Here is a 15,615-nt window from a genome sequence, read left to right as displayed (position 1 = left end):
GCTGAACCATGGCCACGCCCGAGAAGGTGCTCGACGCGCTGCGCGCCTCCGTCAAGGAGGCCGAGCGGCTGCGGCGGCAGAACCGGCAGCTCGTCGAGGCCGCGACCGAGCCGATCGCCATCGTCGCGATGGCCTGCCGGTTCCCCGGCGGCGTGCGCTCGCCGGAAGGGCTGTGGGACCTGGTGGCCCGCGGCGGGGACGCCGTCTCGGCGTTCCCCGCCAACCGCGGCTGGGACACCGCGGCGCTGTTCGACGACGCCAGCCGACCGGGCACGACCTACGCCCGCGAAGGCGCGTTCCTGCACGACGCCGACCTCTTCGACGCCGGGTTCTTCGGGATCTCGCCGCGGGAGGCCCTGGCCATGGACCCCCAGCAGCGGCTGCTGCTGGAGACCTCGTGGGAAGTCTTCGAGCGCGCCGGGATCGACCCGGCGTCCCTGCGCGGCAGCCGGACCGGCGTGTTCGTCGGCTCCAACGGGCAGGACTACCTGACCCTGCTGCGGTCCTCGGCCGAGGACGTCGAGGGCTACCTCGGCACCGGCAACGCGGCGAGCGTCGTCTCCGGCCGGCTCGCGTACCTGTTCGGGTTCGAGGGTTCGGCGCTGACCGTCGACACGGCGTGCTCGTCGTCGCTGGTCGCCCTGCACCTCGCCGCGCAGGCGCTGCGTCAGGGCGAATGCGACCTGGCGCTGGCCGGTGGCGTCACCGTGATGGCGACGCCGGGGACGTTCGTCGAGTTCAGCCGCCAGCGCGGGCTCGCACCGGACGGCCGGGTCAAGGCGTTCGCCGAGGCGGCCGACGGCACCGGCTGGGGCGAAGGCGCCGGTGTGCTGCTGGTCGAGCGGCTGTCCGACGCCCGGCGCCACGGCCACGACGTCCTCGCCGTGGTGCGCGGCTCCGCGGTCAACCAGGACGGCGCGTCCAACGGCCTCACCGCACCCAACGGCCCGGCCCAGCAACGGGTGATCCGGGCCGCTCTGGACAACGCCCGGCTGTCCACTTCGGACGTCGACGTCGTCGAGGCGCACGGTACCGGTACGACGCTCGGCGACCCGATCGAAGCCCAGGCGTTGCTGGCCACCTACGGCCAGGACCGGGAGACGCCGTTGTGGCTGGGCTCGGTGAAGTCGAACATCGGCCACACCCAGGCGGCGGCCGGTGTCGCGGGTGTGATCAAGATGGTGATGGCGATGCGCCACGGCGTCCTCCCGAAGACGTTGCACGTGGACGCGCCCTCGTCCCATGTGGACTGGTCGGCCGGTTCGGTGGAGCTGCTGACCGAGTCGCGCGAGTGGACGGCCGACCGTCCGTTGCGGGCCGCGGTGTCGTCGTTCGGCGTCAGCGGCACCAACGCGCACACCATCCTCGAGTCCGTTCCGCCCGCCGAGCCGGTGCCCGCGGAGGCGCCGGTCGGCACGCTGACGCCGTGGCCGCTGTCGGCGAAGACCCCGGAAGCGCTGCAGGAGCAGCTTTCCCGGCTCGCCGAGGTGCCGGCCGACCCCGCGGCCACCGCCCGGACGCTGACCACCCGGACCGCGCTCGACCACCGCGCGGTCGTCCTCGACGGGAAGGTGGTCACCGGGGAGGCTCGGGAGGACACCCGCCTGGCGGTGTTGTTCACCGGACAGGGCGCCCAGCGGATCGGGATGGGCCGCGAGCTGTACGAGCGGTTCCCGGTCTACGCCTCGGCGTTCGACGAGGTGTGCGCGCACTTCCGGCCGGAGCTGCGCGAGGCCTTCGGCGATGCCGAGCGCCTGGAGCGCACGGAGTTCACCCAGCCGGCGTTGTTCGCTCTCGAGGTCGCCCTGTTCCGCCTGGTCGAGTCGTTCGGCGTGCGCCCGGACTTCGTCGCCGGGCATTCGATCGGGGAGGTCGCGGCCGCGCACGTGGCCGGGGTGCTGTCCCTGTCCGATGCGTGCACGCTGGTCTCGGCCCGAGCCTCCTTGATGCAGGCGTTGCCGCCGGGCGGGGCGATGGTCTCGATCGCCGCGCCGGAGTCGGCCGTCACCTTGACCGAGGGCGTCTCGATCGCGGCGGTGAACGGCCCCGAGTCGGTGGTGATCTCCGGCGAAGAGTCCGCGGTCCTCGAAGTCGCGGCGCAGTTCCCCAAGACCAAGCGCCTGTCGGTGAGCCATGCGTTCCACTCGGCGTTGATGGACCCGATGCTCGACGAGTTCCGCGCGGTCGCCGAACAACTCCAGTACCACCCGGCGCGGATACCGGTGCTCTCGAATGTGAGCGGTGCTCTCACTTCGTCGTTCACGGCGGACTACTGGGTCCGGCACGTCCGGGAAACGGTCCGGTTCGCCGACGGCGTCACGGCACTCGAAGCCGAAGGTGTCCGCACCTTCCTCGAACTCGGCCCCGACGGCGTCCTCAGCGCGATGGTGCCGGGGGCGGCCTTCCCCGCGCTGCGGCGGGACCGCGACGAGGAGCGCACCCTGCTGACCGCCCTCGCCGGGGTGTGGGTCCGCGGCGGCACCGTCGACTGGGCGGCCTACCTGCCCGCCGGGCCGCGGGCCGACCTGCCCACGTACCCGTTCCAGCGCGAACGGTTCTGGCCGCGCCCCGCGCGGCACCACGTCGAGCTCGACCGGTACCGGGTCGCCTGGACCCCCTTGGCGCCCACCGAGACGCCTGCCCTCGCCGGCGACTGCCTCGTCGTCGACCCGTCCCCGCAGCTCGAAGCCGCCCTGGCCGGGTGGGACGGCCGCGTGGTATGCCTCGACGGCCCGGTCACCGCCGAGGACCTGCGCGGCATCGACCCGGTCGTCGTGCTCAGCAGCGCCGGACCGGAACCGGCCATCGACCTCCTGCGGGCCCTCGGCGACGCCGGGATCGACGCGCCGCTGTGGTGCGTCACCTCGGGCGCCGTCCGGGTCACCGACGCGGACCCCGCACCGGATCCGGACCAGGCCGCCGTCTGGGGTCTCGGCCGCGTCGCCGCGCTCGAACACCCGGACCGCTGGGGCGGTCTGATCGACCTTCCATCCAGAGTGGCCCCAGAGAAGTTCCAGGCACTGCTCGGCGGTGGCGAAGACCAGGTCGCCATCCGCGCGGAAGGGACCTTCGGTCGTCGCCTCGAGCACGCGCCCCCGGCGGGTCCGAAGTGGACTCCGCGTGGCACCGTGCTCGTCACCGGCGGCACCGGAGCGCTCGGCTCGCACGTCGCCCGCCGTCTCGCCCGCGAAGGCGCCGACCACCTCGTGCTCGTCTCGCGCCGGGGCTCCGACGCGCCGGGCGCCACCGAACTGAGCGCGGAACTCGCCGAGCTGGGCACCCGGGTGACGTTTGCCGCCGGTGACGTCGCCGACCGGGACTTCGTCGCCGACCTCCTGGAGCGGGTCAGCCCCGGGCTCACCGCCGTCGTGCACACGGCCGGCGTCGTCCGATCCGCCCCCTTGTCCGAAGTGGACGACTTCGCGGAACACTGGGCGGCCAAGGCGACCGGCGCCCGCCACCTCGACGAACTCCTCGCCGACACCGACCTCGACGCGTTCGTCCTCTTCTCCTCGATCGCCGGCGTCTGGGGCAGCGGGCAGCAGGGCGGCTACGGCGCCGCCAACGCCTACCTCGACGCGCTCGCCGAAGCCCGCCGCGCCCGCGGCCTGGCCGCCACCGCGGTGGCCTGGGGCCCGTGGGCGGACGGCGGGATGGCCGCCGACAACGACGCCGAGGACTACCTGTTCCGCCGCGGCCTCCGCGCGCTGAATCCGGACGCGGCCGTCTCGGCCCTGCTGCACGCCGCGGGCGGCGACACGAACGTGACCGTCGCCGACGTCGACTGGCCCCGGTTCACCGCCGCCTTCACCTCCCGGCGGCCGAGCCCGCTGCTGACCACCATCCCCGAAGCCGTCCTCGACGAACCGGCGGCCGAACCCGGCGGTCTCGTCGCCCGGCTGCGCGGGCTGTCCGCGGCCGCCGCGGGTGACGTGCTGCTGCAGGTGGTCCGCGACCAGGCCGCCGCGGTGCTCGGCCACCCCAGCGCGGCCGCCGTCGCCCCGGACCGGGCGTTCCAGGACCTGGGCTTCGACTCCCTGACCGCGATCGAACTGCGGGACGCCCTGCGTGCGGAAACCGGCCTCGCGCTGCCCGCGACGCTCGTCTACGACTGGCCGACACCGGAGGCGCTCGCCGGGCACCTGCGGGCCGGCGTCCTGGGTGACGCCGTCGCCGTAGCTCCCACGACGGTGTCCGCGGCCGCCGACGAGCCGATCGCGATCGTCGCGATGAGCTGCCGGTACGCGGGCGGCGTCGCCTCGCCGGAAGACCTGTGGCGCCTGGTGTCCGAAGGCGCGGACGCGGTCTCGGGCTTCCCCGCCGACCGCGGCTGGGACCTGGAGAACCTCTACGACGCCGACCCCGCGCGGCTCGGCTCGGTGACGGTGACCGAAGGCGCGTTCCTCGACGCGGCGGGCGCGTTCGACGCCGGGTTCTTCGGCATCTCGCCGCGCGAAGCCCTCGCGATGGACCCGCAGCAACGGCTCCTCCTGGAGCTCGCGTGGGAAGCCTTCGAGCGCGCGGGCCTCGACCCGGCGGCCCTGCGGGGCAGCCGGACCGGCGTCTTCGCGGGCACGAACAGCCACGACTACATGAACTTGCTCCTCGGCTCGGCCGACGTCCTCGAAGGCCACCTGGCCACCGGCAACGCGGCGAGCGTCGCTTCGGGCCGGCTGGCCTACACCTTCGGGCTGGAGGGCCCGGCGGTTTCGGTGGACACGGCGTGCTCGTCGTCGCTGGTCGCGCTGCACCTGGCGGTCCAGTCGCTGCGGCTCGGCGAGTGCTCGATGGCCTTGGCCGGCGGGGTGACGGTGATGGCCACGCCGGGCACGTTCGTCGAGTTCAGCCGCCAGCGCGGCCTCGCCGCCGACGGCCGCTGCAAGGCCTTCGCCGACGCCGCGGACGGCACCGCCTGGGGTGAAGGCGCCGGCTTGCTGCTGCTGGAACGGCTGTCGGACGCGCAGCGCCACGGCCACCGGATCCTGGCCGTGGTCCGCGGCTCGGCGGTCAACCAGGACGGTGCGTCGAACGGCCTGACCGCGCCGAACGGCCCGGCCCAGCAGCGCGTCATCCGCGCGGCACTGGCCGACGCCGGTCTGTCCACTTCGGACGTCGACGCCGTCGAAGCACACGGCACCGGAACGACCCTCGGTGACCCGATCGAAGCCCAGGCGTTGCTGGCCACCTACGGCCAGTCGCGTGAGACGCCGCTGTGGCTGGGCTCGGTGAAGTCGAACATCGGCCACACCCAGGCGGCGGCGGGTGTCGCGGGCGTGATCAAGATGGTGCTGGCGATGCGGCACGGCGTCCTGCCGCGGACGTTGCACGTGGACACGCCTTCGTCCCATGTGGACTGGACGTCGGGTGCGGTCGAGCTGCTGACCGAGCCGCGCGAGTGGACGGCCGACCGTCCGTTGCGGGCCGCGGTGTCGTCGTTCGGCATGAGCGGCACCAACGCACACACGGTCCTGGAGGCCTTCCCGCAGGCCGAAGCCACGCCCAGTCCTGAGGCGGGACCGGTGCCGTGGGTGCTGTCGGCCCGGTCGGCCGACGCGTTGCGCGGGCAAGCTCAGGCCCTGCTCGCGCGGGTCGACGCGGCTCCGGCCGACATCGGCTTCTCCTTGGCGACCACCCGGGCTTCGCTCCCGCACCGCGCGGTCGTGATCGGCGACTTCGCCGCGGGCCTGTCCGCGCTGGCCGAGGGCACCCCGGCGGCCCACGTCGTCACCGGCGTGGCCGAGGCGCCGGGCAAGGTCGCGCTGGTGTTCCCCGGCCAGGGTTCCCAGTGGGCGGGGATGGCCCTCGAACTCGCGGAGTCCTCGCCGGTGTTCGCCGCCCGGCTGGACGAGTGTGCGACGGCGCTCCAGTCCTTTGTGGACTGGCGGCTCCGTGACGTACTGGCCGACGCGGCGGCGTTGAGCCGGGTCGACGTGGTGCAGCCCGCCTTGTTCGCGGTCATGGTTTCGCAGGCGGAGCTGTGGCGGTCATTCGGCGTGGTCCCGGACGCGGTCGTCGGCCACTCCCAGGGCGAGATTGCCGCTGCCGTGGTCTCCGGAGCGCTTTCGTTGGATGACGGCGCTCGGGTCGTGACCCTGCGCAGCAAGGCGATCCTCGCCCTGGCCGGACGCGGCGGAATGGTCTCGGTGGCCGCACCGCTCGACGAGGTGGCGGCGAGGCTGAGCGACGGACTGTCGATCGCGGCGGTGAACGGCCCCGCCGCCGTCGTCGTCTCCGGGACGCCGGCTGCGCTCGACGACCTGATCAGGTCCTGCGAAGCCGACGGGATCCGCGCGAAGCGGGTGCCGGTGGACTACGCCTCCCACTCCGCCCAGGTCGAGCAGCTGCGCGACGAACTCCTCGACGTCCTGGCCCCGATCACGCCCCGCCACGGCGAAACCGCCTTCCTCTCGACGGTGACCGGGGAGTGGAACGAACATGTCGATGCCGAGTACTGGTACACCAACCTCCGCAGCACCGTCCGCCTCGACACGGCGATCGAGCGCCTGAAGTCCGAAGGTTTCGGGACGTTCATCGAAGCGTCACCGCACCCGGTCCTGACCATGGCGCTCGGCGAGGACGTCGTCGCGCTGGGCTCCCTCCGCAAGAACGACGGCAGCCTGACCCGCTTCCACACCGCCCTCGCCGAGGCGCACGTCCACGGCGTCGCCATCGACTGGACGCCGGCGTTCCCGGACGCCCACGTCGTCGACCTCCCCACCTACGCCTTCCAGCGCAAGCAGTACTGGCCGCGCCCGGCCGTCCGCACCGGCGACGCCGCCGGGCTCGGCCTCGGCGCCGTCGACCACCCGCTGCTCGGCGCCGCCGTCACCCTCGCCGACGACGACCGGCTCGTCCTCACCGGACGGCTGTCGCGGCAGACCCACCCCTGGCTCGCCGACCACGACATCCTCGGCGCCGCCCTGCTGCCCGGCACGGCGTTCGCCGAACTCGCGCTCCACGCGGGCGACCACACCGGCTGCGGCACCGTCGAAGAGCTCACCCTCGGCGCGCCCCTCGCCGTGCCCGCCACCGGCGGCGTTCAGCTCCAGGTCGTCGCCGACCCGCCGGGGGAAGACGGCCGCCGCGGCCTGACCGTCAGCGCCCGCCCCGACCAGCCCGGCGCGCGCTGGACCCGGCACGCCCAGGGCGTCCTGGCCCCCGGCACCCCCGAACCGGCCGGGCTCCCGGCCGAATGGCCGCCCGCCGCCGAACCCCTCGACGTCGACGCCCACTACGCCGCGCTCGCCGAGGCCGGCTACCACTACGGGCCCGCCTTCCGCGGCCTCCGCGCGGCCTGGCGCCACGACGGCGCGGTGTTCGCCGAGGTCGAGCTGCCCGGTACCGACGCGTTCGCCGTGCACCCCGCCCTGCTCGACGCCGCCCTGCACGCACTCGGCCTCGGCGGGTTCTTCCCCGACGACGGCCGGGCGCGGCTGCCGTTCGCCTTCACCGATGTCGCCCTGTTCGCCACCGGAGCGACGGCCCTGCGGGTGCGCCTGGCCGCGGCCGGGCCGAACGCGGTCTCGGTCGTGGCCACCGACCCGGCCGGCAACCCGGTCGCGCGCATCGGCTCACTCGCGTTCCAGGCCACCTCGTCCACAGTGGACGCAACGCCGGATGCGCTGTTCCGCACGGAATGGACGCCGCTCGTGGCCACCGGGGAGGCTCCGGAGTTCGCCTGGCTGTCCGGGCCGCCGGTCGATCTCGACGTCGTCCCGGACGCGGTGGTCCTGCCGGTGACCGGCCTCGACCAGGTCCTCACGACCGCGCAGGAGTGGCTGGCCGACCCGCGGTTCGCCCACGCCCGGCTCGTCGTGCTCACCACCGGCGCACTCGCCGCGCTCCCCGGCGACCCGGTGCCCGCCTTGGATCAGGCCCCGGCGTGGGGCCTGATCCGCTCGGCCCAGTCCGAGCACCCGGGCCGGTTCGTGCTCGTGGACGTCGACGACCGGGCCGACGTGCAGGCCGCGATCGGAACCGCGCTCGCTTCGGGCGAACCGCAGGTCGCCGCCCGCGCCGGGACACTGCTCGTCCCGCGCCTCGCCCGTCCGGCGGCCGAGCTGACCCTGCCCGCGGACGACGCCTGGCGCGTCGGCACCACCGGCACCGGCACGCTCGACGGCCTGGCGACGATGCCGGTTCCGGAAGCCGAACTCGGGCCGGACGAGATCCGGGTCGAGGTCCGCGCGGCCGGGCTGAACTTCCGGGACGTCCTCATCACCCTGGGGATGTACCCGGGCCAGGCGTTGATGGGCGGCGAGGCCGCGGGTGTCGTGCTGGAAACCGGGTCACGGGTGCGGGGACTCGCCGTCGGCGACCGCGTCACCGGCCTGTTCGCCGGTGCGCTCGGCCCGGTCGCGGTCACCGACCACCGCCTGGTGACACCGATGCCGGCGGCGTGGAGCTTCGCCGATGCCGCGTCGGTGCCCGTCGCCTTCGCCACCGCCTACTACGGCCTGTTCGACCTCGGCGGGCTCGAAGCGGGCCAGTCCGTGCTCGTCCACGCGGCCGCGGGCGGCGTCGGCATGGCCGCCGTCCAGCTCGCCCGCTGGAAGAACGCCGAGGTGTTCGCCACCGCGAGCACGTCGAAACACGACGTGCTCGAAGAACTGGGGCTGGACACTGTCCACATCGGAGACTCCCGTTCACTGTCCTTCGAGGACCACTTCCGCGAAGCGACCGGCGGCCGCGGCGTCGACGTCGTGCTCGACGCCCTGGCCGGCGAGTTCGTCGACGCGTCCCTGCGGCTGCTGCCGCGCGGCGGCCGGTTCGTCGAGATGGGCAAGACCGACGTCCGCGACGCCGACGACGTCGCCCGCGCGCACCAAGGGGTGCGCTACCGCGCGTTCGACCTCATCGAAGCGGGACCCGAGCGCCTGCAGGAGATCCTGCGCGAACTCGCCGGGCTCTTCGAAGCCGGCGCGCTCACCCCGCTGCCGCGGCGGACGTGGGACATCCGGCAGGTGCCGGAAGCGTTCCGGTTCATCAGCCAGGCCCGGCACGTCGGCAAGAACGTCGTGACCCTGCCGCGGAAGCTCGATCCGGACGGCACCGTGCTCGTCACCGGCGGTACCGGCACGCTCGGCGCCCGGATCGCCCGGCACCTGGTGACCGCGCACGGCGTCCGGCGGCTGCTCCTGCTCAGCCGCCGCGGCCCGGACGCTCCCGGCGCCACCGAACTGACCGACGAGCTGACCACCCTGGGCGCCGAAGTCTCCGTCGTCGCGTGCGACGCGGCCGACCGGGACGCGCTCGCCGAGGTGCTGGCCGACCGGCCGCTCACCGGGATCGTGCACACCGCCGGCGTCCTCGACGACGGCCTGCTGACCAGCCTCGACCCGGCGAAGCTCGCGGCCGTGCTGCGGCCCAAGGCCGACGCCGCCGTCACCCTGCACGAGCTGACGCGCGACCAGGACCTCGCGCTCTTCGTGCTCTTCTCGGCGGCCGCGGGCGTGTTCGGTACGGCCGGGCAGGGCAACTACGCGGCCGCGAACACCGCCCTCGACGCCCTGGCCGCGCACCGCCGCGCGCTCGGCCTGCCGGGCGTGTCCCTGGCCTGGGGCCTGTGGGCGGAGGCCAGCGGCATGACCGGCCACCTCGGCGCCGCCGACCTGGCCCGGATGTCGCGGGGCGGCATGACCGGGCTGTCCGGCGCCGAAGGCCTGGCGCTGTTCGACGCGGCCATCGCCCGCGGCGAGACCTTGGCCATCCCGGCCCGGCTCGACCTGTCCGCCACGACCGGCCCGGTCCCGCCGCTCCTGCGCGGGCTCGTCCGCGGCACCCGCCGGACGGCCACCGCGGTGCCGGCGGGGGACGACCTGGCCGCCCGCCTGCGGAAACTGCCGGCCGCCGAGCGCGACCGCCGGCTGCTGGAGCTGGTCCGAGACCACGTCGCCGCGGTGCTCGGGCACGACACGGCCGGCGAGATCGAGCCGGGCCGCTCGTTCGCCGAACTCGGCTTCGACTCCCTGACCGCCGTCGAGCTGCGCAACCGGCTCGGCGCCGCGACCGGCCTGCGGCTGCCCGCGACGCTCGTCTTCGACCACCCGGCCCCGGCGGCTCTCGTGACCTTCCTGCGGACCGGGCTGTTCGGTGGTGAGCCCGAGCCGGCCGCGGTGGTCCCGGCCGGCGCGACCGGCGACGACCCGGTCGTCATCGTCGCGATGAGCTGCCGTTACCCGGGCTCGGTCGCCTCGCCGGAGGACCTGTGGGACCTGGTCGCGGGCGGCGTCGACGCGATCTCGCCGTTCCCCGCCGACCGCGGCTGGGACCTCGACGGCCTGTACGCGCCCGAACCCGGGACGCCGGGCCGCGTCTCCACGCGCAACGGCGGGTTCGTGGCCGACGCCGGCCGGTTCGACCCGGAGCTGTTCGACATCTCGCCGCGCGAAGCGCTGACCATGGACCCGCAGCAGCGGCTCCTGCTGGAAGCGACCTGGGAGGCGTTCGAACGCGCCGGCATCGACCCGCTGTCGGTCCGCGGCAGCCGGACCGGCGTGTTCGTCGGCGCGGCCACCTCCGGCTACGGTGCCGGCGCGGCCACCGACGGTCTCGAAGGGCACCTGATGACCGGCGGGACGTCGTCGGTGGCCTCAGGCCGGCTGTCGTACGTGTTCGGCCTGGAAGGGCCGGCGCTGACGGTGGACACGGCGTGCTCGTCGTCGCTGGTGGCCCTGCACCTGGCGGTCCAGTCGCTGCGAAGCGGCGAATGCGACTTGGCGCTCGCGGGCGGCGTGACGGTCATGCCGACGCCGGGCGTGCTGCTCGCGTTCAGCCAGCAGCGCGGCCTGGCCGGGGACGGCCGGTGCAAGGCGTTCGCCGAGGGCGCGGACGGCACCGGCATGGCCGAGGGCGTCGGCCTGCTGCTGGTGGAGCGGCTGTCGGACGCGCGCCGGCACGGGCACGACGTCCTGGCCGTGGTGCGCGGGTCGGCGGTGAACTCCGACGGCGCGTCGAACGGCCTGACCGCGCCGAACGGGCCGTCCCAGCAGCGGGTGATCCGGGCCGCCCTGGCCGACGCGGGCCTCGCTCCGTCCGAAGTGGACGTGGTGGAGGCGCACGGCACCGGGACGAAACTGGGCGACCCGATCGAAGCCCAGGCCCTGCTGGCGACGTATGGGCAGGACCGAGCCACGCCGTTGTGGCTCGGCTCGGTGAAGTCGAACCTGGGGCACACCCAGGCCGCGGCCGGGGTCGCGGGCGTGATCAAGATGGTGCTGGCGATGCGGCACGGCGTCCTGCCGCGAACGTTGCACGTGGACGCGCCGACGTCCCAAGTGGACTGGACGTCCGGTGCGGTCGAGCTGCTGACTTCGGCGCGCGAGTGGACCTCCGACGGGCCGCGGCGCGCGGGTGTCTCGTCGTTCGGCATCTCGGGCACCAACGCCCACACCATCCTCGAGCAAGCCCCGGAGGCCGCGGCCGAGGAGCGCTCGCCGGTCACCGGCCCGGTGCCGTGGCTGCTGTCGGCCAAGACCCCGGCGGCCCTACGCGCCCAGGCGACCCGCCTGCACGACTTCCTCAGCGACCGCGAAGTGCACCCCGCGGACGTGGCGCTGAGCCTGGCCACCACCCGCGCCGACCTCGGCCACCGCGCCGCGGTCGTCGGCGAGACCGGTCCGGAGCTCCTGGCCGGGCTGGCCGCGCTCGGCGACCTCGGCGCCCTCACCGGCAGCGGGGCACCCGGCCGCCTGGCCGTCCTCTTCACCGGGCAAGGCGCGCAGCGACCCGGGATGGGCCAGGAGCTGTCCGCGCGGTTCCCGGTGTTCGCGCAGGCCTTCGACGAGGTCCGTGCCCTGCTCGGGGACGTCGGACCGGGCGACCTCGACCAGACGGGGCACGCGCAGCCCGCGATCTTCGCCCTCGAAGTCGCCCTCTTCCGGCTCGTCGAATCCTGGGGCGTCCGGCCGGACTTCGTGGCCGGGCACTCGATCGGCGAACTGGCCGCCGCGCACGTCGCCGGCGTGCTGTCGCTGCCCGACGCGTGCACGCTGGTCGCCGCGCGGGCGAGCCTGATGCAGGCGCTGCCCGAAGGCGGCGCGATGATCGCCGTCGGCGCACCCGAAGCGGACGTCGAGGCCGCGTTGACCGACGGTGTCGGCATCGCCGCGGTCAACGGGCCGGCCAGCACGGTGCTCTCCGGTTCGGAGTCCGCCGTGCTGGCGCTCGCGGGTGAGTTCGCGGCCCGCGGCGTCAAGACCAAGCGGCTGCGCGTCAGCCACGCCTTCCACTCGCCGCTGATGGACCCGATGCTGGCGGAATTCGGGACGGTGGCGGCGAGACTGACCTACCGCGAGCCGGTGATCCCGGTCGTGTCGACCCTGACCGGCTCGCTCGTTTCGTCGTTCACGGCCGATTACTGGGTGCGGCACGTGCGGGAGACCGTCCGGTTCGCCGACGCGGTCCGCACCCTCGCCGACCAGGGGGCGAGCACCTTCCTGGAGGTCGGCCCCGACGGCGTCCTCTCCGCCATGGCGGCCGAAACCGCCGACATCCCGGCGATCCCGACCCTGCGCGCCGGCGAGGACGAGCCGCGGGCCGTGGTCACGGCGTTCGCGCGGCTGCGGACCGCCGGCTTCTCGCTCGACGCCTCGGCCCTCCTCGAAGGTGCCCGGCGGACCGAGCTGCCGACGTATGCCTTCCAGCGATCCCGCTTCTGGCTCGAACCCGCGGTCCCGGCGTCCACTGTGGACGCGGGGCGGTACCGAGTTGGCTGGCGTCCGGTGGCCGCGTCCGCGGGACGGCTGACCGGACGCTGGCTCGTCGTCGGCGACGTCCTCGCCGACGACGTCGCGCGGGTGCTGGCCGCTCACGGCGCCGAGCCGGTGGTCTCGTCCGGTGCGGGGGACCGCGCCAGCCTGACCGCCGTGCTGCGCGACCACGCCGACGTCGAGGGCGTTGTCTCCTTGCTGGCCCTCACCGGTGACGCGGAGGCCGGGCTCGCCGCCAACCTGACGCTCACCCAAGCCTTCGCGGATTCCGGCGTCCCGGCCCGGCTGTGGTGCCTGACCCAGGGCGCGGTGCACGGCGTTTCCCGCCCCGACCAGGCGACCACGTGGGGTTTCGGCCGGATCGCGGCGCTCGAGCTGCCGTCCGCCTGGGGCGGCCTCGCCGACCTGCCGGAAACCCTCGACGCGGCGGCCGGGGCCCGGCTCGCCGCGGTCCTCGCCGACGGCACCGAGGACGAGGTCGCCATCCGCCCGGACGGCGTCTTCGCCCGCCGGCTCGCTCCCGCCCCGGCCGGGGAAACCCGGGATTGGCGGCCCCGCGGCACGATCCTGATCACCGGCGGCACCGGCGCGCTGGGCGCCGCCGTCGCGCGGGAACTCGCCGAGGCGGGCGCCGAACACCTCGTCCTCACCAGCCGGCGCGGCGTCGAGGCACCCGGCGCGGCCGAGCTGGCCTCGGAGCTGTCCGCTCTCGGCGTCCGCGTCACGCTCGCCGCCTGCGACGCGGCCGACCGGGACGCTCTGGCAGACGTCCTCGCGGCGATCCCGGCGGACTTGCCGCTGACCGCCGTGGTGCACGCGGCCGGCACGGGCCAGCACGGCCCGCTCACCGAGATCACGCCCGAGGAGGTGTCCGCCGTCCTCGCCGGGAAGGTGGCCGGCGCGCGGCACCTCGACGAGCTGACGCACGACCTCGACGCGTTCGTGCTGTTCTCCTCGATCTCCGGGGTGTGGGGCAGCGGCGAGCAGGCGGTCTACGGCGCGGCCAACGCCTTCCTCGACGCACTGGCCGAAGAACGCCGTGGCCGCGGGCTGGCCGCGACCGCGATCGCCTGGGGCCCGTGGGCCGGCTCGGGCATGGCCGCCGACGCCGACGCCGTCCGGATGCTGCGCGGACGTGGCCTGCCGCCGATCGACCCGGCGAAGGGCGTCGCGGCCTTCCGGCGGGCCCTCTCCGCCGACGACCCGGCCGTCGTCGTCGCGGACGTCGACTGGGCCCGCTTCACGCCGGTCTTCACCGCGGCCCGGCCGCGCCCGCTGCTGGCCGACCTCCCGGCGGCGCGGGAGGCCGTGGCCGAGCCGGAGCCGACGTCGACCGGGTTCGCGTCGCTGCCCGCGGGGGAGCGGCCGAAGGCGCTGCTCACGCTGGTCCTCGACCAGGTCGCGGGCGTGCTCGGGCACACCTCGGGCGCGGCGATCGGGCCCGAACGCGCGTTCAAGGAACTCGGTTTCGACTCGCTGATGGCCGTCGAGCTGCGCAACCGGCTCGGCGCCGGAACCGGGCTGAGCCTGCCCGCGTCGCTCGCCTTCGACCACCCGACGGCCGCCGACCTGGCCGAGGAACTCGACCGCCGGTTCGGGGGCGGCGACTCCGGCGTCCGCCTGCTCGACGAGCTCGACCGGCTGGAGGCCGCGTTCGAGACCGCCACCGAGGCGGACCTGGCCCGCGACGAGATCACCGCGCGCCTGCGGGGCGTCCTCACGCGGTGGACCGAGCTGGCCGGCGGGACCGACCTGAGCGGCGCCGGCGACGACGAGCTCTTCGACTTCATCGACAGCACCTTCCGGACTTCTTGAGACAGTGGGGCTTTGATGGCCAACGAGCAGAAACTCCGTGACTACCTCAAGTTCGTCACGGCCGATCTGAAGGACACCCGCGACCGGCTCGCCGACATCGAGGCCCGGGACGCCGAGCCCGTCGCGATCGTGGCCATGAGCTGCCGCTACCCGGGCGGCGTCGCCTCACCCGAGGACCTGTGGCGCCTGGTCGAGAGCGGCACGGACGCGATCGGCGGCTTCCCCGGCGACCGCGGCTGGCCCCTGGGCCCGTTCCAGGGCGGCTTCCTCCACGACGCGGCCGAGTTCGACGCGGACTTCTTCGGCATCTCACCCCGCGAAGCGCTGGCCATGGACCCGCAGCAACGGCTGCTGTTGGAAACGTCGTGGGAGCTCCTGGAGCGCGCCCGGATCGCGCCGAAGTCCTTGCGGCGCAGCAGCACCGGTGTGTTCGTGGGTGGCGCGGCGTCCGGGTACGGCACCGCCGGTGCCGAGGAGGTGGCCGGGTACCTGCTCACCGGAACGGCGGGCAGTGTCCTTTCCGGACGGCTGTCGTACCACCTCGGCCTGGAGGGCCCGTCGGTCACGATCGACTCGGCGTGCTCGTCATCGCTGGTGGCGTTGCACCTGGCCGCACAGGCTTTGCGACGCGGCGAGTGCACCCTCGCGATCGCCGGCGGCGTCACGATCATGGCCACCCCGGGCACGTTCGCCGAGTTCGACCGCCAGGGCGGCCTGGCCGCGGACGGCCGGTGCAAGGCCTTCGCCGACGCGGCCGACGGAACGGGCTGGGCCGAAGGCGTGGGGTTGCTGCTGGTGGAGCGCTTGTCGGACGCGCGCCGCAACGGCCACCCGGTCCTGGCGCTCCTCCGCGGCTCGGCGGTGAACTCCGACGGCGCGTCGAACGGCCTCACGGCGCCCAACGGCCCCTCCCAGCGCCGCGTGATCACGGCGGCGTTGTCGGCGGCGGGGTTGTCCCCATCGGACGTCGACGTCGTCGAGGCCCACGGAACGGGCACGGCCCTGGGCGACCCGATCGAGGCCCAGGCCCTGCTGGCGACGTACGGCCAGGACCGCGCGACGCCGCTGTGGCTGGGATCGGTGAAGTCGA

General features: G+C 74.6%; 2 protein-coding genes. Both read left to right on the top strand.

Annotated elements, in window-relative coordinates:
- Window positions 1–8: 8 nt before the first annotated feature.
- The gene (locus ACWDN5_RS18820) at window positions 9–14,525 is read left to right on the top strand and encodes an SDR family NAD(P)-dependent oxidoreductase (RefSeq protein ID WP_449677209.1); all 14,517 of its coding nucleotides are present in this window, start codon (window positions 9–11) and stop codon (window positions 14,523–14,525) included.
- 12 nt (window positions 14,526–14,537) lie between these two features.
- Window positions 14,538–15,615 (top strand): beta-ketoacyl synthase N-terminal-like domain-containing protein (locus tag ACWDN5_RS18815; RefSeq protein WP_449677208.1); only part of this gene is annotated, 1,078 nt, incomplete at its 3' end.

This window comes from Amycolatopsis sp. NPDC003731 (assembly GCF_053586895.1).
Note: the sequence above shows the minus strand (reverse complement) of the source record. Positions and strands in the feature narration are given on the sequence as shown.

What these genes read in the sequence shown, in the direction of transcription:
- ACWDN5_RS18820 (WP_449677209.1), top strand. Translation starts at nt 9, where the DNA reads ATGGCCACGCCCGAGAAGGTGCTCGACGCGCTGCGCGCCTCCGTCAAG.